This window comes from Yoonia sp. (assembly GCF_046498525.1).
GTDB lineage: Bacteria > Pseudomonadota > Alphaproteobacteria > Rhodobacterales > Rhodobacteraceae > Yoonia.
The window spans coordinates 1-21450 of sequence record NZ_JAWOAN010000030.1; the positions used below are offsets into that span (position 1 = coordinate 1).

23 protein-coding genes are annotated in these 21450 nt (G+C 57.5%); 10 read left to right on the forward strand and 13 right to left on the reverse strand.

The genetic code is table 11. From position 1 onward, the window contains the following. Positions 1-326 precede the first annotated feature (326 nt). Positions 327-1697, reverse strand: a complete 1371-nt coding sequence (locus R6T97_RS02050) for a mechanosensitive ion channel family protein (protein ID WP_410347648.1) — start codon at positions 1695-1697, stop codon at positions 327-329. Positions 1698-1870: 173 nt separating this feature from the next. On the opposite strand from R6T97_RS02050, the gene R6T97_RS02055 reads away from it, so the two are divergent. The 7 genes from R6T97_RS02055 (at position 1871) to R6T97_RS02085 (ending at position 9575) form a co-directional block, all read left to right on the forward strand. Continuing rightward, positions 1871-2950 carry a calcium-binding protein gene (locus tag R6T97_RS02055; RefSeq protein ID WP_410347649.1) on the forward strand — a complete coding sequence of 360 codons (1080 nt, stop codon included), beginning with the start codon at positions 1871-1873 and terminating at the stop codon, positions 2948-2950. Positions 2951-3150: 200 nt separating this feature from the next. Continuing rightward, positions 3151-4557, forward strand: a complete 1407-nt coding sequence (gene leuC, locus R6T97_RS02060) for a 3-isopropylmalate dehydratase large subunit (RefSeq protein ID WP_410347650.1) — start codon at positions 3151-3153, stop codon at positions 4555-4557. Next, positions 4557-5162 (forward strand): 3-isopropylmalate dehydratase small subunit, encoded by a 606-nt coding sequence (leuD, locus tag R6T97_RS02065; protein ID WP_410347651.1) that lies wholly within the window; start codon positions 4557-4559, stop codon positions 5160-5162. Before leuC ends, leuD begins: the two co-directional genes overlap by 1 nt. A 303-nt stretch (positions 5163-5465) precedes the next feature. After that, positions 5466-6305, forward strand: a complete 840-nt coding sequence (locus R6T97_RS02070; protein WP_410347652.1) for a hypothetical protein — start codon at positions 5466-5468, stop codon at positions 6303-6305. Between the two features lie 92 nt (positions 6306-6397). Continuing rightward, a complete protein-coding gene (locus R6T97_RS02075) occupies positions 6398-7312 on the forward strand; it encodes an endonuclease/exonuclease/phosphatase family protein (protein ID WP_410347653.1) in 915 nt (304 codons plus the stop codon). A gap of 188 nt (positions 7313-7500) precedes the next feature. Beyond that, positions 7501-8604, forward strand: a complete 1104-nt coding sequence (gene leuB, locus R6T97_RS02080) for a 3-isopropylmalate dehydrogenase (RefSeq protein ID WP_410347654.1) — start codon at positions 7501-7503, stop codon at positions 8602-8604. Beyond that, positions 8604-9575: a DMT family transporter gene (locus R6T97_RS02085; RefSeq protein ID WP_410347655.1), complete on the forward strand. Its 972-nt coding sequence runs from the start codon at positions 8604-8606 to the stop codon at positions 9573-9575. Before leuB ends, R6T97_RS02085 begins: the two co-directional genes overlap by 1 nt. On the opposite strand, the gene R6T97_RS02090 is transcribed toward R6T97_RS02085, so the two are convergent. Next, positions 9572-11194, reverse strand: a complete 1623-nt coding sequence (locus R6T97_RS02090; RefSeq protein WP_410347656.1) for an FMN-binding glutamate synthase family protein — start codon at positions 11192-11194, stop codon at positions 9572-9574. The genes R6T97_RS02085 and R6T97_RS02090 overlap by 4 nt on opposite strands. Positions 11195-11288: 94 nt before the next feature. Further along, the gene (locus R6T97_RS02095; RefSeq protein WP_410347657.1) at positions 11289-12098 is read right to left on the reverse strand and encodes a division plane positioning ATPase MipZ; all 810 of its coding nucleotides are present in this window, start codon (positions 12096-12098) and stop codon (positions 11289-11291) included. A 369-nt stretch (positions 12099-12467) separates the two neighbouring features. On the opposite strand from R6T97_RS02095, the gene R6T97_RS02100 reads away from it, so the two are divergent. Beyond that, positions 12468-13760 (forward strand): DEAD/DEAH box helicase, encoded by a 1293-nt coding sequence (locus R6T97_RS02100; RefSeq protein WP_410347658.1) that lies wholly within the window; start codon positions 12468-12470, stop codon positions 13758-13760. Here the strand turns inward: R6T97_RS02100 and R6T97_RS02105 are convergent. From R6T97_RS02105 to R6T97_RS02150, 10 genes are all read right to left on the reverse strand, one after another. After that, positions 13757-13936 carry a hypothetical protein gene (locus R6T97_RS02105; protein WP_410347659.1) on the reverse strand — a complete coding sequence of 60 codons (180 nt, stop codon included), beginning with the start codon at positions 13934-13936 and terminating at the stop codon, positions 13757-13759. The genes R6T97_RS02100 and R6T97_RS02105 overlap by 4 nt on opposite strands. 244 nt (positions 13937-14180) lie before the next feature. Then, positions 14181-14402, reverse strand: coding sequence for a 50S ribosomal protein L31 (gene rpmE, locus R6T97_RS02110; protein WP_055293927.1), 222 nt, complete (start codon positions 14400-14402; stop codon positions 14181-14183). Between the two features lie 11 nt (positions 14403-14413). Beyond that, the gene (gene rplS, locus R6T97_RS02115; protein WP_410347660.1) at positions 14414-14797 is read right to left on the reverse strand and encodes a 50S ribosomal protein L19; all 384 of its coding nucleotides are present in this window, start codon (positions 14795-14797) and stop codon (positions 14414-14416) included. A gap of 281 nt (positions 14798-15078) precedes the next feature. Beyond that, the gene (gene trmD, locus R6T97_RS02120; RefSeq protein WP_410347661.1) at positions 15079-15870 is read right to left on the reverse strand and encodes a tRNA (guanosine(37)-N1)-methyltransferase TrmD; all 792 of its coding nucleotides are present in this window, start codon (positions 15868-15870) and stop codon (positions 15079-15081) included. Continuing rightward, positions 15863-16378, reverse strand: a complete 516-nt coding sequence (rimM, locus tag R6T97_RS02125) for a ribosome maturation factor RimM (RefSeq protein ID WP_410347662.1) — start codon at positions 16376-16378, stop codon at positions 15863-15865. Before rimM ends, trmD begins: the two co-directional genes overlap by 8 nt. Next, positions 16378-16524 (reverse strand): hypothetical protein, encoded by a 147-nt coding sequence (locus tag R6T97_RS02130; protein WP_410347663.1) that lies wholly within the window; start codon positions 16522-16524, stop codon positions 16378-16380. Before R6T97_RS02130 ends, rimM begins: the two co-directional genes overlap by 1 nt. A 63-nt stretch (positions 16525-16587) precedes the next feature. Then, complete coding sequence (rpsP, locus tag R6T97_RS02135; protein ID WP_410347664.1) at positions 16588-16986, reverse strand: 30S ribosomal protein S16; 399 nt, start codon at positions 16984-16986, stop codon at positions 16588-16590. 46 nt (positions 16987-17032) lie between these two features. Further along, positions 17033-17329, reverse strand: coding sequence for a chorismate mutase (locus tag R6T97_RS02140; RefSeq protein WP_410347665.1), 297 nt, complete (start codon positions 17327-17329; stop codon positions 17033-17035). A 91-nt stretch (positions 17330-17420) separates the two neighbouring features. Beyond that, complete coding sequence (gene ffh / locus R6T97_RS02145) at positions 17421-18929, reverse strand: signal recognition particle protein (protein WP_410347666.1); 1509 nt, start codon at positions 18927-18929, stop codon at positions 17421-17423. Between the two features lie 227 nt (positions 18930-19156). Further along, positions 19157-19495, reverse strand: a complete 339-nt coding sequence (locus R6T97_RS02150) for a hypothetical protein (protein ID WP_410347667.1) — start codon at positions 19493-19495, stop codon at positions 19157-19159. Between the two features lie 196 nt (positions 19496-19691). Between R6T97_RS02150 and R6T97_RS02155 the strand changes: the two genes are divergently transcribed. Both R6T97_RS02155 and R6T97_RS02160 read left to right on the forward strand, forming a co-directional pair. Continuing rightward, positions 19692-20570 (forward strand): LysR family transcriptional regulator, encoded by an 879-nt coding sequence (locus R6T97_RS02155; RefSeq protein ID WP_410347668.1) that lies wholly within the window; start codon positions 19692-19694, stop codon positions 20568-20570. Next, entirely contained in the window at positions 20570-21448 is an 879-nt protein-coding gene (locus tag R6T97_RS02160; protein ID WP_410347669.1) for a DMT family transporter, read from the forward strand. The genes R6T97_RS02155 and R6T97_RS02160 overlap by 1 nt, the downstream gene beginning before the upstream one ends. Positions 21449-21450 lie beyond the last annotated feature (2 nt).

Here is a 21450-nt window from a genome sequence, read left to right on the forward strand (position 1 = left end):
CTTCGGCGCACCTGGCGGGAGGGGGGGGACGAGCAGGGCCACCTCACCTGGCTCCGACTGGGTGGAGGGAGATATGAGAGCCTCTGGGGGCCTCCCGCGCCCCGTCACGTGCTGATCGACCTGCGCAGCGTGCGATCCAGCCGCGCCGCCAGCGACTCGCTGTGCGTAACCATCAGCAGCGCGGCTGCCGACTCCTGAGCTTAGACATTAGCATTTTTGTCCTTCTTAAACTAGAGTTTGGGATTGCCATGTCACCTGAGCGAATACCAGCCGTTGGTGCCAAATCAGCGAATGTTTCAAAAGTCCACACACCTGCCCCTTGCCCTCTAATCCCCCATCCGCACATTCACCTGCTCGCTTTCCAGCAGCTTCACCTCTCTTTGCGGGAACGGAATGCTGATGCCATGTTCTTTGAACGCATCCCATAGTGCAAGGTAGACATTGCCGCGGATGTTGGTCAGTCCACCCGTCGGGTCCCTGATCCAGAACCGCAGCAGATAATCGACCGAACTGTCCCCGAAGCCCACGATATGACACACCGTGTTGCGGTCGGCCAGGACACGGTCAACACTCTGGGCGGCCTCGATCGCGATGCGGCGCACTTCGTGGGGGTTGTCGTGGTAGGAGGTGCCGAAATTGATATCAAGCCTCACAAACTCGTTTGAATGCGACCAGTTGACCACTTGTCCGGTGATCAGGTCTTCGTTGGGGATCAGGTATTCACGCCCGTCGCGGGTCACGACCGAGACATAGCGCGCGCCCAGTGAACTGATCCAGCCGAAGGTATCGCCAAGGCTGATCACATCGCCGGGCTTGATGGATTTATCCAGCAGGATGATCACACCCGAGACAAGGTTGGACACCACTTTTTGCAAGCCGAAACCAAGGCCCACACCAATCGCGCCGGACAGCACTGCAAGGCCTGTCAGGTCGATCCCCAGCGCGCGCACACCAAGAAAGAGCGCAGCCCCGTAAAACGCGATCTGGACGCCTTTGACGATCAGCACCTGCATCGAGGGGCTGATGTCTTCGTTCGATCTGATCCGGCTTGCTGTCGTGGCGGTAAAGAAACGGGCCAGCGCGATCAGCACCCCAAGGATAACAAGGCCCTGTATTAGCAGAAGCATCGAAAAGCGGATTTCACCGATGCTGAAGGCAATGCTGTCAAGCAGACGTTCCGCGGCATCCAAAAGGCCAAGTATCTGCAATGTCGCCCATGTCCACGCACCGTAACGCACGAACCGTCGCAAGATCGGGCTTTTGATCAGGCGGGTGGCAAAGACAATCAAGAGCCATGCCAGAGCCAAGGTGCCGATCACGCCGAGAAGATAGCTCCGGCTTGGCCACGTCACCTCGCGCATCGTGAAAATGACGGTCCAAATCAGGACAACAAAGAAGATCGCGCGCAGTCGTTGGTGCACGACGACAAGAATACGCATGCGCCATTTTGGCCAGTTCTCGCGTGTTCCCATCCATTTGCGAATACGCGGGCCGAGGACCGCGCGCAGTAGTTGGGCTGCAACGAACACTCCGATCGCGATCAAAAGCTGATACAGGTTCCATGTCCGGAACATGTTCTCGACAAACAGTTGGGCCTGCATCAGCAGGTCGTTACCAATGTCGATAACCTCAACAAGCGGTGCCTCGAAAGGTTCGCTGATGAATTGGGGCTCCGGTGTGGTTTCGTGCTGGGCCATTTTATCCTGATCACCGCATTCTGACTTAAAGGTTTGCATGTGGCCGACATGCAAGCAAGTCGCGGTTGATGTGTGTCATCAGACCGCCATGGCACCAAAGACCAAACAACCTTGTTTGGTGGTTTGGGACCGGCTAACACTTTCAGTGGAAACTGATCTCAGAAAGCCAGGTCATGGATATAACTGTTTTATTGCTTCTTGCCGCGTCGGGGGCTTTGCTTATCCCGCTGCTGGCAGGCGACGATGACGACGACCGCGACGATGGCGAAATCCGGGGCACTTTTGAAGACGATGAGATCGAGGGCACCGAAGGTGATGATGTGATCCTTGGCTTTCTGGGCAATGATACCATTAATGCGGGTGCGGGGCAGGACGCGGTCATTGGTGGCGAAGGTAATGACGTGATCAACGGCGGCGACAATCGCGATATTCTCGAAGGTCGCGCGGGGAATGATACCATCAACGGTGATGATGGAAATGATACGATCCTGGGTGGTGCAGGAGATGACATGCTGGATGGTGGTTACGGTTCTGATATCATGCGTGGTGGCCGTGGTGACGATCTTATTTATGGTGGATTTGATGCGCGTTTGATTGATGGCGAACTGGTCAACGCGGTTGATCGCACTGACACGCTTCGGGGCGAAGGTGGCGAGGATACGATATATATCTGGGGCGGTGGTGGTTTTGCGGCTGGCGGTGTCGATGACAATGACAATGATATTGCAGACGAGAAGGACACGCTTGTTCTTGTGACCGGCACCGCGACACTCAGCGACGATGCGGGATCGACAGATTTCTATGCGCTGGCGAATATTGAGGACGACGTAGAAACCTTTGCGATCATCGACGAGTTCGACAACGGAAACCCTTTGGATGCCGATGATAGGGGCGAACATCGCCTCATCCTGACCGTGGACATTGATCTGGGCGATTCAGATGTTGTTCCGCAGGTCGGTTTCGAAGCGGCCACCGGATCAATTGAAGAAAACGGCGAAACGGTCAACGGTATCTTTATTTCAGCGAAATTACTCAACCCCGAAGATTTTCCGGATTCTGAATTCGAAGAGGCCGCGGCCTTTTTCAGGGGCGAAACGAACCCCACGCAAGAAGATCTGCAAACATTCATCGAAAACAATTACCAGATCGAAGTCGTTTACACCGATGCAGCCGACAACGACTACTTCATGCCGCAGAACACTGTTGCCGCTATCGCAGCGCAGGTCGGACCGCACCCAAACCTCTTGTCCTAGCTTGTTCACGACGAGAGAGGCTTGTTTAGGGACCCGCAGAGGTGTATCTGCGTTTTCATGAAAAAGGTTTTTGATATGGATGACCGCGCCCGCCTGCCTTGGCGGTTCTTCGGTGCGCGCTGCACCATCCTAGCCCGCGGATAAGGCTGCCCGTTTCCGCTCGCCCGACGACCACTGACATTTTGATACGGGAGAGGACAATGTCCCCCAAAACGCTCTATGATAAAATCTGGGATGCGCATGTAGCCCACGAAGCCGACGACGGCACCTGCCTGCTGTATATCGACCGCCATCTGGTGCACGAAGTGACCAGCCCGCAGGCCTTTGAAGGGCTGCGAATGGCTGGTCGTAAAGTCCGCGCACCTGAGAAAACCATCGCCGTGCCGGACCACAACGTGCCGACCACACCGGGCCGCGATGATCCCAAGAACATGACCGAGGACAGCGCCATTCAGGTTGCCGCCCTTGATACCAATGCCAAAGACTTCGGCATTCACTACTATCCGGTTTCAGATGTGCGTCAGGGCATCGTGCATATCGTCGGACCCGAACAAGGCTGGACCTTGCCGGGCATGACCGTTGTGTGTGGTGACAGCCACACGGCGACCCACGGGGCCTTTGGTGCGCTGGCGCATGGCATCGGAACCTCCGAGGTTGAGCACGTGCTGGCCACGCAGACGCTGATCCAGAAGAAATCCAAGAACATGAAGGTCGAGATTACGGGCAAGCTGCCCCCCGGTGTGACGGCCAAGGATATTACCCTGTCTGTGATCGGTGCGACAGGTACCGCTGGCGGCACCGGTTATGTGATTGAATACTGCGGCGAAGCGATCCGTGATCTGTCAATGGAAGGCCGGATGACGGTCTGCAACATGGCGATCGAAGGCGGCGCGCGTGCCGGACTTATCGCACCTGATGAGAAAACCTATGACTACTGCAAGGGCCGTCCTCACGCACCAAAGGGTGCGGCTTGGGAAGCGGCTGTCGCCTATTGGAAGACCCTCTTTACCGACGAAGGTGCGCATTTTGACAAGGTCGTCACCCTGAAAGGTGAAGACATCGCGCCGGTTGTGACATGGGGCACCTCTCCCGAGGATGTGCTGCCGATCACTGCGACAGTACCATCTGCCGACGATTTCGAAGGCGGCAAGGTCGGTGCGGCACAGCGGTCGCTCGACTATATGAACCTCAAGCCGGGCACCCCCTTATCTGAAATTGAGATCGACACTGTCTTTATCGGCTCCTGCACGAACGGCCGGATCGAAGACTTGCGGGCTGCTGCGGCGATCCTGAAGGGCAAGAAGAAAAAGGACGGTCTGCGCGCAATGGTCGTACCGGGCTCTGGCTTGGTGCGGGCTCAAGCGGAAGAAGAGGGGCTAGCGCAGATCTTTATCGACGCCGGTTTCGAATGGCGTCTTGCGGGCTGTTCCATGTGTCTGGCGATGAACCCCGACCAACTGGCACCGGGCGAACGCTGTGCGGCCACATCCAACCGCAACTTTGAAGGGCGGCAAGGGCGGGGCGGACGTACGCACCTGATGTCCCCTGCGATGGCGGCGGCAGCTTCTATCACAGGTAAACTGACCGACGTGCGGGAGATGATGTAATGCAAAAGTTCACAACCCTTAGCGGCATCGCCGCGCCGATGCCCTTGGTCAATGTCGACACCGATATGATCATCCCAAAGCAGTTTCTGAAAACGATCAAGCGCTCCGGCCTTGGCGTGAACCTGTTCGACGAGATGCGCTATGATGATGACCGCAACGAAATCGCTGATTTCGTGCTGAACAAACCGCAGTACCGTGAGGCGCAGATCCTTGTCGCTGGCGATAACTTCGGTTGCGGCTCATCGCGTGAACACGCACCATGGGCGATTGCAGATTTCGGGATCACCTGCGTGATTGCGCCCAGTTATGCCGACATCTTCTACAGCAACTGCTTCAAGAACGGCATCTTGCCGATTGCATTGCCGCAGGACCAAGTCGATGTGCTGATGAAGGATGCCGAAAAAGGATCGAACGCGCGGATCGAAGTCGATCTCGACGCGCAGACAGTGACGTCGTCAGACGGCGATGTTTTCAGCTTTGAAGTGGACGCCTTCAAGAAGCACTGTCTGATGAATGGTCTCGATGACATTGGCCTGACCATGGAAAAGGCCGCATCCATCGACACCTATGAAGCCACGGCAAGCGCCGCGCGCCCGTGGGTGTAAGAACGGATCAGAGAAATTTAAGAAAGGGCCGCTTCAAAAGGAAGCGGCCCTTTTTGTGTTTGCCCGCTTCAAGCTACCTCTTGCTTGGGAGTGTCTGATGACAAAAAAGCAGCAGTTCGGTGACATTCCGGCATCACTTTACAGCCAAAATGGCATATCCGCTTCGTTTCCTCCCCGCATGAGTTGATGCAAGGTGCACTATTTGTTCAGAATTATCTCAAAAATAAAGATGTTCGTTGTGTTAAGCGGGCCACAAAAATGACTTATGCGCAGCATATCGTGGCCCAGTAGAGGAAAAATGCAGTGCTAGCTCGATTGCCCGCAGCATTGGTCAGAGCCGTATTGATCGTGATGTTGATCATCATGCCCTATCTGTTGTTGCCGAATTCAGGGTCAGACAACGCGCAGATCATCGTACTTGTCGCGATCTTTGGCGCCCTGTTCACGATTGTAGAGTATAGCTCCAGCAGTCCCAGCCTTGTCGAGTTCCGCGATGCACCGCCGTTCAATCGTGTGCGTTTTTCGGCGCTTTTCGCCACTGTGTTTTGCCTGTCGATGATCTTCAAAGGTGTCGAAACTCCCAACGCGATCTCGATGTATTTTCAAAACAGTGGCAACGTCATTGGTCAGACGATCGATTTCCCGTATTCGCCGGTGCGCCTTATGCTGATCATGATGCCTGACGGTACCGATCCTTCAGTGATCCAGCACTTGCGTGATGCTGCCGGCCTCAGCTATCTTGTCTCTGTTTTTTCCGTCATCTGGTTTGTTATTTTGCTGCGTCTTTACCAATGGCCAAGGCGCACAGGTGCCTTCAATGTCTGGATCAACCTGCCGACGTTCGACCCCACGGCAGGCGGCGATGTGGTCAAACGACTGCAGCGGGATGGCCGCGTTAACATCATATTAGGGTTCTTGCTGCCATTCTTGGTGCCAGCGGTGGTCAAGCTGGTTGCGGCGCTGGGCACACCAATCAACCTTGATAATCCGCAGACCTTGATTTGGACGGTTTCCGCATGGGCATTTCTGCCAGCCAGTATCCTGATGCGCGGTGTCGCCCTCAGTCGGGTCGCACAGATGATCGAAGTACAGCGCCGAAAGGCATACGATCGTGTTGGCCCAACGCAAAGTGCTACCTACTGATCGCATTTTGTCTGGCGGGCACAGCGCAGGCTGACACCTATCGCATTGCGACGTTTTCCGCCCCGCTAAGCCGCGACGGTCCCGGATTGCTTTTGCGTGATTTACAGCGCGGGGATGATCCGCAAATCGCGGCCATCCAGCGCATCATTGCCAGAATTGGCCCCGATGTGCTTGTGCTGACCGATTTCGATTTTGATCATGATCTATTCGCGCTGCATGAATTTGCACGCAGTTTTGAGCCTCACTACCCTTACAGCCTTGCGCTGAAACCCAACGCAGGTTTGCAGACCGGACTTGATCTTGATGGCGACGGCTGGTTGGGCGACGCGCGTGATGCGCATGGGTACGGGCGATTTGCCGGCGACGGCGGTATGGCGATCCTGTCGCGTTTCCCTATCAGGGAAGAAAATGTCACCGACCTGTCCGCAACACGCTGGAAAGACGTACCGGGCGCAACCTTGCCGCAGGTCGCAGGCAAGCCCTTTCCGAGTGCTGCGGCGCAGGATATTTTGCGTGTGTCGTCCACCGGGCACTGGATCGTCCCTGTTGCGTTCCCCGATGGCCCTGCGCTTTCGCTGTTAGCATATTCCGCCACACCGCCTGTCTTTGATGGCCCGGAAGACATGAACGGACTGCGCAACCGCGATGAGCTGGCTTTGTGGGAGGCGGTTCTGGACGGGCACTTCGGCCCCGCCCCCGACAGTTTCGTGATCGTGGGCAATGCCAATCTGGACCCCGCAGGTGGAGAAGGGTTTCCCGGTGCCATGGCCGCATTCCTGCAAAATCCGATGCTACAAGACCCGCTGCCAGGCAGGGATACCGCCGGCTGGCCACAGGATGGCCCCGGCGATTTGCGGGTCAGCTATGTCTTACCGTCTGTTGATTGGACGGTCATAGACGCAGGCGTGTTCTGGCCAGCGCCGGATGATCCAGAACGCCCGTTTATCGGCGACGACGGGCTGGCTGCCGGGGCGCATCGCCTTGTCTGGATCGACATCAATCGTTAGAACCACAGCCGTCAACACTTAACCTTCTGTCGGTTTTTTGGGGCATCTGACTGCGCATGAGGCCGTTTACGCCGCTATCAGGCGCGTTCGGGTGCTTTTGGTGAAAGGGTTCCGCTCCTTGGTATCTTGAACCTGCGGCGCCATCGCGTTAGGCCCTGTGCAATGAATTCAAGCAAGGACGAACGACAATGGCAAACCCTTCCCTTTTGATCCTCGCCGGTGACGGCATCGGCCCCGAAGTCATGGATGAAGTGAAGCGGATCATCGGTTGGTTCGGCGACAAGCGCGATCTGTCCTTTGACGTGTCCGAAGATCTTGTTGGCGGTGCTGCCTATGACGTTCACGGTGTGCCCTTGCACGATGACACGATGGCCAAGGCGCAAGAGGTCGACGCGGTTCTGCTGGGTGCCGTTGGTGGACCGAAGTACGACGATCTCGATTTCAGCGTGAAACCCGAGCGCGGCCTGCTGCGCCTGCGCAAGGAAATGGATCTCTTTGCCAACCTGCGCCCTGCCCAATGTTTTGATGCGCTGGCTGATTTCTCGTCACTCAAGAAAGACATCGTCGCAGGCCTCGACATCATGATCGTGCGCGAGTTGACCTCTGGCGTCTACTTCGGAGAGCCACGCGGTATCCATATCGAAGACAATATGCGCGTGGGCATCAACACCCAACGCTACACCGAAGCCGAGATCGAGCGCGCGGCCCGCGCCGCCTTTGATCTGGCGATGAAGCGTGGCAAGAAGGTCTGCTCGATGGAGAAGGCCAATGTGATGGAAAGCGGCATCTTGTGGCGCGATGTCGTGACCGAAGTGCATGCCGACTATCCCGAAGTCGCGTTGAGCCATATGTACGCGGACAACGGAGCGATGCAACTGGTGCGCGCACCCAAGCAGTTTGACGTGATCCTGACCGATAACCTCTTCGGAGATATCCTGTCTGATTGTGCGGCAATGCTGACTGGCTCCCTTGGTATGTTGCCCTCTGCCTCGCTTGGCCTGCCGATGGCAAGCGGTCGTCCCAAGGCAATGTACGAACCGGTCCATGGATCAGCCCCTGACATTACCGGGCAAGGCAAGGCGAACCCGATCGCCTGCATCCTCAGCTTCGCAATGGCGCTGCGCTATTCCTTCGACGAAGGGGCTGAGGCCGACCGACTGGAAGCTGCAATCGAGAAAGTCCTCGCTGACGGTGCGCGCACGGCTGATCTGATGGCCCCCGAAGGCGGCACACCTCTCAGCACGACCGAAATGGGTGATGTCATCCTAGCCGCGCTTGACGCAAGCGTCTGATGTCTTCCAATGCCAAGGGTGCGCTGCTGGCGCTGCTGGCGTTTGGCATCTTCTCGACGCATGACGTCGTGGTGAAAATCCTCGGCGGCATCTATTCGCCGTTTCAAATCGTCTTTTTCAGTGTCCTGCTCAGCTTTCCCCTCGCGATGGTGATGATGATGCGGGATGCTCGCCCCGGAACCCTCGTGCCTGTGCATCCGTGGTGGCTGGCGTTGCGTACTGTTGCTGCGGTCGTGACGGGGGTTTCGGCCTTCTATGCCTTTTCAGTGCTACCGCTGGCCCAGACCTATACGATCCTTTTTGCCGCGCCGCTTCTGATCACGATCCTCGCAATCCCGGTCCTGGGTGAAACCGTCCGCCTGCGCCGCTGGCTGGCGGTGCTGGTCGGGCTTGGCGGGGTCATGGTCGTGCTGCGACCGGGCCAAACCGACCTGTCGCTTGGCCATCTGGCTGCCTTGGCTGCGGCGATTGGCGGGTCGCTCGCTTCGATCGTCGTTCGCAAGATCGGGTCTGAGGAACGGCCGGTCGTCATGTTGCTTTATCCCATGATGGTGAACTTCATCGTCATGGCTTGTGCGCTGCCTTTTGTTTACGAACCCATGCCGGTCGAGCATTTGGGCCTGCTGGGTATCATTGCGGTCTTTGCCTGGGTCGCCAGCCGACTTGTGATTTCAGCTTACCAGTCAGGCGAAGCAGCCATTATCGCGCCGATGCAATATAGCCAAATCATTTGGGCGACGATTTTCGGTTACCTGTTTTTTGACGAAACGATCGACGGACCGACGGCCATTGGTGCGGGGATCATCATTGCAAGCGGTCTCTATATCGTGTTGCGCGAAAGCCGCAGCGGGACATCCGAAAACACGCCTGTTCTGCGCACGCGCTCGCGTACGGAAACCGGAACGACACCAAGGGTATCGCTGTTCATGCGGGCGGCAGGCAAGACGCCACCGCGCCCCGAAGACGACTAGGCCTTGGTCGGCTCTGGCGGGGCAAAGCTGCGTGCGTTCGCCCGCGCCCAGCGTTCGCGGTAGACCGGATTGTCATCACCATCATCCAGCAGAAAGCCTTCGCGCAGATAGGTATAGACATCTGCCGCTTCGGTCATCTGCCCGTCACCTTTGCGCGTCATGAAGTGGTAGGGCAGGAACCCGCAAGGGTCGTCCAGCCCGGCAGCCCCCGACATGTCACCCAAGGCTTTGAGCGTATTGGCGTGAAAACGTGCCACGCGCTTGCTCTTGTCGTTCACATCCAGGGCCGCCTGGCGCAGCGGGTCTTGCGTCGTCACACCCACAGGGCAGTGGTTGGTGTGACAGGCCTGCGCCTGAATGCAGCCGATGGCGAACATATAGCCGCGGGCCGAATTGCACCAATCCGCACCGATCGACAACGCGCGGGCGATATCAAACGCACTCACGACCTTGCCTGCAGCCCCGATCTTGACCTGATCGCGAATACCCGCGCCGCGCAGTGTGTTGTGAACAAACGTCAGCCCCTCGACCATCGGCATGCCCACGTGGTTTGCAAACTCCAACGGTGCCGCACCGGTGCCGCCTTCGGTCCCGTCCACGACGATGAAATCGGGGATGATGCCGGTTTCCAGCATCGCCTTGACCATGCACATGAATTCACGCCGGTGGCCGATGCAAAGCTTGAACCCAATCGGTTTGCCACCGGACAGTTCTCGCAACTGGCCGACAAAGAGCATCAGTTCCAACGGGCCTGAAAACGCACTGTGACCGGCAGGTGATATACAGTCGAAACCCATGGGAATATCGCGGGCTTCTGCAATCTCGGGGGTGATCTTGGCGGCGGGCAGCATGCCGCCGTGGCCCGGCTTCGCACCTTGGCTAAGCTTGATTTCGATCATCTTGACCTGCTCATCCGTGGCTTGCTTGGCAAACTTTTCAGGATTGAAGCTGCCATCGCGACTGCGGCAACCAAAATATCCCGATCCCACCTCGTAGATCAAATCGCCACCGCCTTCGCGGTGATAACGGCTGATGCCGCCTTCGCCGGTATCATGGGCAAAGCCGCCGATCTTTGCCCCCTTGTTCAACGCAGAAATTGCATTTGCCGAAAGCGACCCGAAACTCATCGCAGAGATATTGTAGAGCGATGCATTGTAAGGCTGTTTACACTTGTCTCCGCCGATGGTGACACGGAAATCTGTGTTTTTGAAGTAGGTTGGCTCGACCGAGTGGGTCAGCCAGGAATACCCTGCTTCATAAACGCGCTCATGACTGCCAAAGGGCCGTTTGTCCTCGGCCCCCTTGGATCGTTGATACACAAGCGAGCGCTGTTCGCGGCTGAAGGGCTGTTCTTCCTGGTCGCCCTCGATCAAGTACTGGCGGATTTCGGGACGGATCTTTTCAAACAAGAACCGGATGTGGCCCAAGACCGGATAGTTGCGCACAATCGCATGGCTGGTCTGTCTGGTGTCGTGGATGCCGAGCGCCGTGAGTGCCGCAAAAATTAGAAACGGAATAAAGGCCCAAGTGACCCAAAATCCCGCGATGAAACACACAAGCGCCAAGGCAGCGACCAAAGCAAATGTTGAGTATCGCTGTAACGAGATCAGTTTTCGCACAAAACATCCTCCCTTTCGTAGGTATCCTATTCCGCTGATCCCGTTAACGAAAGACTGATGTGATGAAGTTTTTATCACAAACCCAGACAGGGGCTTAGAAATCGGCTGTCACGCCCGGCAGGTCCAATGCCTTGATCAATTCGCGCAGCTCCTGTCGTGCCGCCACATTCGAGATATTCATCCCCTTCACGCCGATATCGCGCAGGTCCAGCAACGTCAGTCCGCGCGGGAACAACTCCCGGAAAATGACCCGCTCGTTGAATCCGGGCGCTATGCGAAAGCCGATACGCTTGGCCAACTTTGCGATTGCCCGTTCCATCTTTTGCTTGTTCACCATCGCCTGCGCTCCCAGCCGGTTGCGCACGACGATCCAGTCAATTGGCTTGAGCCCGGCCTGAGCGCGCAACTGGCGGGCATTCCAGACCATTTCAGAATAGACAGATGGGCCGGTGATATCCTCTCCATCGCTGTCCACATGGGCCAGCAGATCAAAATCGATAAAACTGTCATTCAGCGGCGTAATCAGTGTATCGGCGAGCGAATGTGCAACCTGACTGAGCCGGGTATGTGATCCGGGACAGTCGATCAGAATGAAATCGGCGTCCGCTTCCATCCGCGCGACAGCCATGGACAGGCGGTGATCAAAGGCGTTCTCGCCGGGTTTCAGCAGGTTTTGATCAATCTCGGGCAATTCGTGATAGGATGGTGTCGGCAAGTCCAGCCGCTTTTGTTGCAGAAAGGACTGGCGGTTATGAATATACCGCCCCAGCGTTCTTTGGCGCAGATCAAGGTCCAGCGTGCTTACCTTATGCCCCATGCGTGCCAAAGCTGTCGCCACATGCATCGAGACTGTAGATTTGCCTGCGCCGCCCTTTTCGTTGCCGACCACGATAATATGCGCCACTGCCCGATTCCCCGTCTTTTCCTGCTACGGGCTACTATATGATGTGGGTGATGTGAGGGAAAGCACATGCAACACGTGGCAGGACATTTTCATGGACCCTTGACAGAAGCCGTCGAAAGCCTCATGTCAGCCATAACCGACACAAGCTGCCGCGTGAGCAGAGCGAGACCGGACAGGTCCATCCGCAAGGTGTCGTTTAAACTTCAGGTTCCCACATCACGCAGGGGTCCCGCGCCACATCGGCGCCCGGACAATGCGGTTCTGGCTGTCAGCATATTGGCGCAACCTTTGCACGGGTCCATGGCATTTTGCCGTGGGCTGTATGATATGCGCGGGCCGTTGGCCTGCTAGAAATTAGGATATCCATTCATGGATTTTGACATGCTGGGCCTTGCGCCCCGACTGATAGAAATACTCAAAGACCAAGGGATCACCGATCCTACCCCGATCCAGACCCAAGCGATTCCGCACGCCATGAACGGCCGCGACGTCATGGGGCTGGCCCAAACCGGCAGCGGCAAGACCGCAGCCTTCGGCCTGCCGATGATCCACGCGCTGATGAAAGCGGGTGTAAAGCCAAACGCCAAGACTGCACGCGGCCTGATCCTTGCACCGACACGTGAGTTGGCCAAGCAGATCGCCGACAACCTGACCGCTTATACCAAAGGCAGCCATCTGAAAGTGGCGCTGGTCGTTGGTGGGGCAGGGATTGTGGCGCAGACCAAGCGTCTGGCTGGCGGTGTTGACCTGCTGGTGGCCACACCCGGTCGCCTGATCGACCTTCTGGACCGGCGCGCCGTGCGTCTGGACGAAACCGTCTATCTGGTACTGGACGAGGCCGACCAGATGCTCGACATGGGCTTTATCCACGCCTTGCGCCGTATCGCGCCGCTTTTGGCCAAAGACCGTCAGACCATGATGTTCTCGGCGACGATGCCGAAACTGATGGGTGAACTGGCGAATACCTATCTGTCCGACGCCGTGCGCGTGCAGGTGAACCCTCCGGGGCAGGCCGTGAAAAAGATCAACCAGTCTGTGCATTTTGTGGCGCAAGCTGCCAAGACGGACCTGCTGATCGAACTGCTCGACAAGCATCGCGATGAACTTGCAATTGTCTTTGGCCGCACCAAACATGGCTGCGAGAAGCTTTATAAAGTGCTTGAGAAGAAAGGTTTTGCAGCTGCATCCATTCACGGCAACAAATCCCAAGGTCAGCGCCAGCGCGCCCTGGATGCTTTCAAGGCGGGCAAGACCCGTGTTCTGGTGGCGACTGACGTGGCCGCACGCGGCCTCGACATTCCCGATGTGCGCTTCATCTACAACTACGACCTGCCAAATGTTGCCGAAAACTATGTGCACCGGATCGGGCGTACCGCGCGTGCAGGAGCTGATGGCAGTGCGGTGGCTCTGGTGGCACCCGATGAAATGATCGAATTGCAGGACATCGAAAAAGCGATGAAGGACACCATCCCTATCGGGTCAGGGCGTCCGTGGGAAATCCAGCCGGGGCAGAAAAAGCGCCCTAATGGCGGCGGTGGAAACCGCGGTGGCGGGCAGCGTGCCGCTGGTAAACCGGCTGGCGGTCAGGCTAAATCTGGCGGTAGGCGTCGCAATGGTGGCGGCGGTGGCGGTAATCGCTCACGCGGGCAATCTGCGGCTTAACTGTATTTGCGGAAAGCTTCCATCTTGATGGCAAGCTTTGTGTGCAACTCTGACAGACGGGTTTGTTCGGCCTTACGCTCGGCCGCGGCGGTCAGTGTTTTCAGCTTCTCCTGCGCCTCAAGGATTTGACGGCGCAGGAGGACAACCGGTGAATTGGCGTTCGCTTCCTGCATCATCCGTTGAGCACGGCATTCTGCGGATCATCAAGATGCGGCGACGGCTTTGCCTGCACAGGGCAGGTTATCAAAGTCGCCACGCTTTTCCGCGTTCTGGACGATCAGGCTGCTCAGGGGCTGGTTCATCGATTTTTCCGGTAAGGTAGATCACCGTCTGCCTACACTCCTCAGGCACAAAACAAAACGCCGCCCCAATGAGGAGCGGCGTTTGAATTTTCGCAACGTGGGTAAAACCCGGGGGGTCTTAAAATCCAAGACCTGCGTACTTGTTTTTGAACTTGGACACACGGCCACCGGCGTCCATCAAGCGTGTGGAACCACCGTTCCATGCAGGGTGCACGGATGGGTCAATATCAAGCGACATCGTATCGCCTTCCTTGCCCCATGTGGATTTCATCTGAACCACGGTGCCATCGGTCATTTTGACGTCGATGATGTGGTAATCGGGATGCGTATCTTTTTTCATCTCTGCAATCCTTACGCTTCGGCGCCCTTGGGCGCCTTGTAGTTGGAGACTTCTGCGATACGTGCGGATTTTCCGCGACGTGACCGGAGATAGTACAGCTTGGCGCGACGTACGCGACCGCGGCGGATCACGGTGATGCTGTCGATGTTGGTGGAGTGCAGCGGAAATACACGCTCCACACCTTCGCCAAAGGAAATTTTGCGCACTGTGAAAGAACCGGCAATGCCCTTGCCGTTCTTGCGGGCGATGCAAACGCCTTCATAGTTCTGCACACGGCTGCGTGTGCCTTCGGTCACCTTGTAACCGACGCGGATGGTGTCACCCGCTTTGAAGTCGGGGATAGTCGCCCCAAGTGCGGCCACTTGTTCCGCTTCGAGTTCTGCGATCAGGTTCATCTGAAACGCTCCTTTAAAATGCTTGCGGTTATCCGCAATGTTTGTTGCCGCGGCCCAGAGCTCTGTGTCGTTCCCGGGTCCAGTCGCCTGCCCGCCAGAGATGCGTCATCATTTCTTTGTTGTGGTTGTCCGGCCTGTCTGGTGAGGACTGCACCAACGAAGGCGCTCTCATGCTCCAGATGGTTCCATAAACCAACACTCGGAATCAGCGTACTGACCGAGAATGACGTCGTATAAGCGGGGGGCGCATACGGATCAAGGGGCTTGCCGGAAATCGGTCGCTATTTCTTTGGCTGTTCCTGCCAAAGATCAGGCCGACGCTCCTGCGTCAGCCTTTCCGACATTTCGCGACGCCATTCGGCTATCTTGGCGTGGTTGCCTGACAAGAGCACTTCGGGGATGCGCCGCCCCTGCCATTCGGCGGGCTTGGTGAACTGCGGATGCTCCAGCAGGCCTGTGGCAAAGCTTTCCTCGACGGCGCTTTCGGCATTACCCAGCACACCGGGCAACAGCCGCACCGTGGCATCGATCATTGCCTGTGCCGCGATCTCGCCGCCCGTCAACACGAAGTCGCCCAAGCTGACTTCTTCGATACCAAAGTGTTGCAGGACACGCTCGTCCACGCCTTCAAAGCGACCACACAGCATGGTCACACCATCCATCCGCGCCCAGTTCCGGGCCATCGCCTGATCAAAGCGGCGTCCGCGCGGCGACAGATACACCAGCGGGGCTACACCTTTGGTCCGGTGCCGTGCGTCCATGATCGCCTTTTCCAGCACATCGGGGCGCAGAACCATGCCTGCACCGCCGCCTGCAGGGGTATCATCGACGTTGCGATGCTTGCCGATACCGTAGGTGCGTAAATCATAAGTCTGGAGCTGCCAAAGCCCCTCTTGCAAGGCTTTGCCGGTCAGGCTTTCGCCCAGCACACCGGGAAAGACCTGCGGGAACAGTGTGATAATCTGTGCCGTCCAGCACCCCGCGATATCAGGTGTCTCTGTCATCAGTTCGCGGGGTTTCAGTGTCGGGCGGACTGCGATGCGTCCGGCGGATCTTGGTGTCTTGTCACTCATCGGAAGGAAACAGACCATCTGGCGGATCGGCAACGATACGTTCGGCACGCAGGTCCACTGTAGGTACGGCGGCTTGAGTAAATGGCAAAAGCACAGTTTCGGCTTGGCCCGGTACATTGAGCTCAAGCAGGTCACCCGCGCCGTGGTCCATGACATTCTTGACGGTGCCCAAGATGGCGCCGCCGGTGTCCACAACGGTCAGGCCTATAAGGTCGGCGTAGTAGTATTCGTCATCGGGCAATGACGGCATGACATCGCGCGGGGCATAGAGGCTCACATTGCGCAATGCGTCGGCGTCTTCTTTTGTGACCACACCGTCAAGGCGTGCGGTAAAGCCGTTCTTGAGCTGTCCGGTGAGCACGACCTGTGCAAATGCACGACCGTCTTCTGTATAAAGCGGTGTGTAATCGGCAATTGCCTGCGGGTCGGCGCAATAGGACTTCAGGCGTACTTCGCCCTGCACTCCGAATGCGCCACCAATGGTGCCTACGATGACATGATCGCTCATCAATCAAACTCCGGTCCGACGCAGATGTTTTCGATCCATAGCCCGCCCCCGCTTTCGCAGATGCCTTGGCTGCCTTCACGTTCAAACATCATGCCTGCCACGAAAGCAAACATCACCAATATGATCGTGCGCAGCAAGCGGAACATAGATGTGGTCCCAAAGGGAAAGGTATGTTGCCCCGGCATAAACCGGGACAACGGTCAGAGGATTTACTCTTCTGCTGCGGCTTCTGCCACTTCTTCTGCAGGAGCGTTTGCAGCTTCTTCAGCAGCGGCAGCTTTTGCAGCTTTTTCCTCGGCACGCGCCTGAGCGGCTTTGCCCGGCGTGCCTTTCTTGGGGTTGCTGCGGTCTTTCTTGGGCAGTTCGCCTGCAGCTTCCAGCATGCGCGCAACCCGGTCGGTCGGCTGTGCGCCCTGACCAAGCCAGTGCTTTACGCGCTCCACGTCCATTCGAACGCGCTCTTCGCTGTCTTTTGGCAGCATGGGGTTATATGTGCCCAGCTTTTCGATAAAGCGGCCATCGCGTGGCATACGGCTGTCTGCTGCCACGATTGCATAGAATGGACGTTTCTTCGAGCCACCGCGGGCCAAACGGATTTTCATAGACATGGGGTATTCTCCTTAAGAATGGTTGTTAGTGTGGGTTTTACCCACCCTACGATTGGTGTTGTTTGTGGTGCTGGATGACTTCCTGAATGATGAAATTCAGGAATTTCTTGGCAAATTCGGGGTCCAAGTCGGCCTGGTTTGCAAGGTCGGTGAGCCGCGCGATCTGGCTTTCTTCACGCGCGGGGTCTGATGGGGGCAGGTCGTGTTCGGCCTTCAGCCGCCCGACAGCCTGCGTGTGCTTGAACCGTTCGCCCAAGGTATAGACGAGAATGGCGTCAAGCCGGTCGATGCTTTCGCGATGTCCCTTGAGGATCTCTGCGGCACGGGTTGCGGTGTCAGTCATGCGGCAGTCCTTGTGTGGGCAGTGCAAGCGATGCGGCAGAGGGCAGGAGCCTCCGGCGGGAGTTTTTTTGGCCAAGATGAAGTCATGGGTGCTATTTCTTTTTCCCAAAGCCCGAAAGTCCGGGGGGCAATTGCATACCGCCACCGCCAAAGCCCGGCAGACCACCGGGAGGCATCTTGCCTTGCAGCGCTTTGGCGGCTTCGGCCATCGCCTTGGGGTCGTTCATGTCGGGCATGCCGCCTTCGGGCATCCCGCCGCCTTTGCCGAACATACCTTTCATGGCCTGTTTCAGCATGCCGCCCTTGCCCATCTTCTTCATCATATCGGCCATCTGGCGATGCTGTTTGACGAGCTTGTTCAACTCGGACACTTCGAGGCCAGCACCTTTGGCGATCCGTTTCTTGCGGCTGGCGGCCAGTAGGTCGGGGTTGGCACGTTCTTTCTTGGTCATGGAGTTGATCAGCGCGATCTGGCGCTTGAGGATGCTGTCATCCATGCCCGCCGCCGCCATCTGTTTTCCCATTTTGGCGGCACCGGGCATCATGCCCATCATGCCTTCCATGCCGCCCATTTTCATCATCTGTTCAAGCTGCATCTTGAGGTCGTTCATGTTGAAACGGCCCTGCTGGAACCGCCTCATCATACGTTCGGCCTGTTCAGCCTCGATGGTTTCCTGCGCCTTCTCGACGAGTGCGACGATATCCCCCATGCCAAGGATACGGCCCGCAATCCGCTCCGGCTCGAAGGTTTCGATCGCGTCCATCTTTTCGCCAAGACCCACAAAGCGGATTGGCTTGCCGGTGATCGCGCGCATCGAAAGGGCCGCACCGCGACGTCCGTCGCCATCCATTCTTGTCAGGACAACGGCAGTGACGCCGATCTTGTCATCGAATTCCTGTGCCACGTTCACCGCGTCTTGCCCGGTCAGGCCGTCCACGACCAGCAGCGTTTCGCGCGGGTTGGCGACATCGCGCACGGCAGCGGCCTGCGCGATCAGTTCTTGATCAATATGCAGCCGGCCTGCGGTATCCAGCATGTACACGTCATAACCGCCGAGGCTGGCCTGCATCTTGGCGCGCTTGGCGATGGCGACAGGGTCTTCGCCCTTGACGATAGGCAGTGTGTCCACGCCAATCTGCACACCCAAAATTGCCAACTGTTCCATCGCGGCGGGGCGGTTGGTGTCAAGCGAGGCCATCAGGACGCGCTTGCCTTCGCGGTCTTTCAGGCGCTTGGCAAGTTTCGCGGTCGTGGTCGTTTTACCAGACCCCTGCAAACCGACCATCAGAATGGGTGCTGGCGGGTTGTCGATTTTCAGCGCACCGGGGTCCTCGTCGCCGCTGAGCACATGTTTCAGCTCATCATGGACGATCTTGACGACTTGCTGGCCGGGTGTGATGGATTTGGTAACAGCCTGACCGGTTGCCTTTTCCTGCACGGCCTTGATGAAATCGCGCGCAACCGGCAGCGACACGTCAGCCTCGAGCAATGCCACGCGCACTTCGCGCAGCGCTGTCTTGACGTCATCATCCGTCAGCGCGCCTTGCTTGGTCAGCTTGTCAAAGACACCGGAGAGGCGTTCGGATAGATTTTCAAACATTGGCCAAGGCCCTCGTCTCGTTTTGGTTGCCGTGTGTATATAAGAACACAAGGCGAAAAGCAGTAGTGCCCCCGTGGGCGCGACGCGCTGACGGAGGGCGATCCCCTGAATGACGGGGACCGGAAAGCTGGTGCTATCCGGGTGTTAGGCGCCGTTTACGCCTGTGCAGGGTGTGAGTCAACATCTGGGGTATGCAATGCGTTCATGGCCGCAGTTCGTGAATTGCTTTACCGGATCGACGCGATAATCTGGTCGCGGTACCCGTAGGCCACGATGCCTGTTCCCACCATCAGGATCAGCATATGCCAATACGGCGGGCCCACCCAGATCAGCAACGCGCTCAGCCCCACGATCATGGTTCCCAGCAGCAAAACGCCCGCCCAGCCTTCCCAGCCGCGCATCCACAGCAGGACAGCGCCGAACACTTCGATCGAGCCAGTGATATAACGGGGAAACTGCCCGAAACCGATTGCCTCGTAGATTGCGACGTCCGTGCTGAAGCTGCCCAGCTTGCGGATGCCGAAATAAAGGAAAGCGAGCGTCAGTGCAGCGCGTAGCGCGGTCATGAGATGAGATGAGTTCAACATGGATAACCAAATAGCGCACAGGGGACGATGTCCAGTCCAGACTGCGGCTTTCGTGACGAAGGCTTTCTGGTGTTTGGCGCCCTTTCAACGCATTGCCATTGGCGTTCCCGCTTGCATTGGCGAACGATATGGTCGAATTTCGACAAGAATTGTTTGCCAGCGCACAGGATTGCAGATGGATAACTGGGACGAAATCAGAACGGCCTATCAGGTTGCGCGCAGGGGTACGGTCAGCGGGGCCGCAGAGGAACTGGGCGTGCACCATGCCACGGTGATCCGGCATATCGACGCGCTGGAGCAACGCTTGGGGGTGAAGCTGTTTCAGCGTCATGCGCGGGGCTATACGGCGACGGAAGCAGGGCAGGATCTTTTGCAGGTCGCACAGGCGACCGATGATCAGTTCACGCAGCTTGCAGGCCGGATCAAAGGGCAGGGCGAAGGGGTTTCAGGCGATCTGGTGATCACCTCCCTGGGTATGGCGTCGCGACTTTTGACGCCCATACTGGTGGAGTTTCAGGTCGCACATCCGGAGGTTCACATCCGCTACCGCACCGGTGAACGGGTGTTCCGTCTGGAATATGGAGAGGCCCATGTGGCCATCCGTGCCGGCAAGATGCCCGAGGAACCCGACAACGTGGTTCAGCCGTTCATGCACCAGCATATGGCGCTGGTCGCCTCGGAAGCCTATCTCGCGCGTCATGGACAGCCCAAAGATGTTGCGGATCTGCAAAACCATTTCTTCGTCACCGAAGATAATGACAGCAGCCGCGCGCCATTCACCCATTGGTTGCGTCAGGTGGTCACGGAAGATCGCTTTACTTATCGTGCAACGGACAGTCGGAATATTCAGGATGCAATCGTCGCGGGCGCGGGTATCGGCTTTGTCGCGGCTCAGGCGTTGAAGGCCTTTCCGGAGTTGACAGAGGTGGTAGAGCGGCACGATGACTGGTCTGCGCCGCTCTGGATCGTCACACACGTCGATTTGCACCGGACGACAAAGGTGCAAACCTTTCTGCGCTTCCTCAAGGACCGCATCAAACCGCTGGAATGCTGATGACGGGCGCGCGCGCCGGGCATCTGGCGATGCTGTGTTTTTCGATGCTGGTGGCGGGGTCCTTTGCGCTGGGATCGCTGGCGGCGAACGAGATTTCACCAAGCGCGTTGAATACAGTGCGTTTCTGGATCGCCACGATCATTATCGGTGCGGCTGCCTTTGGTACCTCAGGCCTGTCGCGCGCTTCATTGCGCGCGCCGTGGCGGTATCCGCTGCTGGCGGCATTGCTGATGTCGTATTTTGTTTTGATGTTCGAGGGTCTCAAGACAGCGCCGCCGGTCAGTCTGGCCGCAGTCTTTACGCTGACACCGATCCTGACGGCTGGTTTTGGATGGCTCTTGCTGCGTCAGGTGCTGAGCGGGCGCATGGCGCTTGCGTTGCTGATCGGTGCGCTGGGAGCACTCTGGGTCATCTTTCGCGCCGACGTTGCGGCGGTCCTGCGGTTTGAATTGGGGCGGGGCGAGTTCGTATACTTCTGGGGCTGCGTTGCACATGCGGCATACACTCCGTTGGTGCGCAAGTTGAACCACGGTGAGACGGCGGTCGTGTTTTCCTTCGGGATTTTACTGTCAGGGTCGATTTTGCTGACCGTCTGGGGGTGGCGCGATCTAACGACGACAGACTGGACAGCCTTGCCTGTCATCGTTTGGGTCACCATCCTTTATACAGCAGTCTTTGCGAGCGCTGCGACCTTTGTTCTGTTGCAATTCGCGGCAATGCAATTGCCCAGTTCGAAGGTTATGGCCTACACCTACCTCACCCCGTCGTGGGTCATCGTGTGGGAGTTGGCACTGGGCGGCACACCGCCGCCGTTGTTTATTATGCTGGGGTTACTGCTGACAGTGACGGCTTTGGTTCTCTTGCTGCGCGAAGACTGAGC

What these genes read in the sequence shown, in the direction of transcription:
- R6T97_RS02050 (WP_410347648.1), bottom strand. Translation starts at nt 1,697, where the DNA reads ATGGCCCAGCACGAAACCACACCGGAGCCCCAATTCATCAGCGAACCT.
- R6T97_RS02055 (WP_410347649.1), top strand. Translation starts at nt 1,871, where the DNA reads ATGGATATAACTGTTTTATTGCTTCTTGCCGCGTCGGGGGCTTTGCTT.
- leuC (WP_410347650.1), top strand. Translation starts at nt 3,151, where the DNA reads ATGTCCCCCAAAACGCTCTATGATAAAATCTGGGATGCGCATGTAGCC.
- leuD (WP_410347651.1), top strand. Translation starts at nt 4,557, where the DNA reads ATGCAAAAGTTCACAACCCTTAGCGGCATCGCCGCGCCGATGCCCTTG.
- leuB (WP_410347654.1), top strand. Translation starts at nt 7,501, where the DNA reads ATGGCAAACCCTTCCCTTTTGATCCTCGCCGGTGACGGCATCGGCCCC.
- R6T97_RS02085 (WP_410347655.1), top strand. Translation starts at nt 8,604, where the DNA reads ATGTCTTCCAATGCCAAGGGTGCGCTGCTGGCGCTGCTGGCGTTTGGC.
- R6T97_RS02100 (WP_410347658.1), top strand. Translation starts at nt 12,468, where the DNA reads ATGGATTTTGACATGCTGGGCCTTGCGCCCCGACTGATAGAAATACTC.
- R6T97_RS02105 (WP_410347659.1), bottom strand. Translation starts at nt 13,936, where the DNA reads ATGATGCAGGAAGCGAACGCCAATTCACCGGTTGTCCTCCTGCGCCGT.
- rpmE (WP_055293927.1), bottom strand. Translation starts at nt 14,402, where the DNA reads ATGAAAAAAGATACGCATCCCGATTACCACATCATCGACGTCAAAATG.
- rplS (WP_410347660.1), bottom strand. Translation starts at nt 14,797, where the DNA reads ATGAACCTGATCGCAGAACTCGAAGCGGAACAAGTGGCCGCACTTGGG.
- trmD (WP_410347661.1), bottom strand. Translation starts at nt 15,870, where the DNA reads ATGAGTGACAAGACACCAAGATCCGCCGGACGCATCGCAGTCCGCCCG.
- rimM (WP_410347662.1), bottom strand. Translation starts at nt 16,378, where the DNA reads ATGAGCGATCATGTCATCGTAGGCACCATTGGTGGCGCATTCGGAGTG.
- R6T97_RS02130 (WP_410347663.1), bottom strand. Translation starts at nt 16,524, where the DNA reads ATGTTCCGCTTGCTGCGCACGATCATATTGGTGATGTTTGCTTTCGTG.
- rpsP (WP_410347664.1), bottom strand. Translation starts at nt 16,986, where the DNA reads ATGTCTATGAAAATCCGTTTGGCCCGCGGTGGCTCGAAGAAACGTCCA.
- R6T97_RS02140 (WP_410347665.1), bottom strand. Translation starts at nt 17,329, where the DNA reads ATGACTGACACCGCAACCCGTGCCGCAGAGATCCTCAAGGGACATCGC.
- ffh (WP_410347666.1), bottom strand. Translation starts at nt 18,929, where the DNA reads ATGTTTGAAAATCTATCCGAACGCCTCTCCGGTGTCTTTGACAAGCTG.
- R6T97_RS02150 (WP_410347667.1), bottom strand. Translation starts at nt 19,495, where the DNA reads ATGACCGCGCTACGCGCTGCACTGACGCTCGCTTTCCTTTATTTCGGC.
- R6T97_RS02155 (WP_410347668.1), top strand. Translation starts at nt 19,692, where the DNA reads ATGGATAACTGGGACGAAATCAGAACGGCCTATCAGGTTGCGCGCAGG.
- R6T97_RS02160 (WP_410347669.1), top strand. Translation starts at nt 20,570, where the DNA reads ATGACGGGCGCGCGCGCCGGGCATCTGGCGATGCTGTGTTTTTCGATG.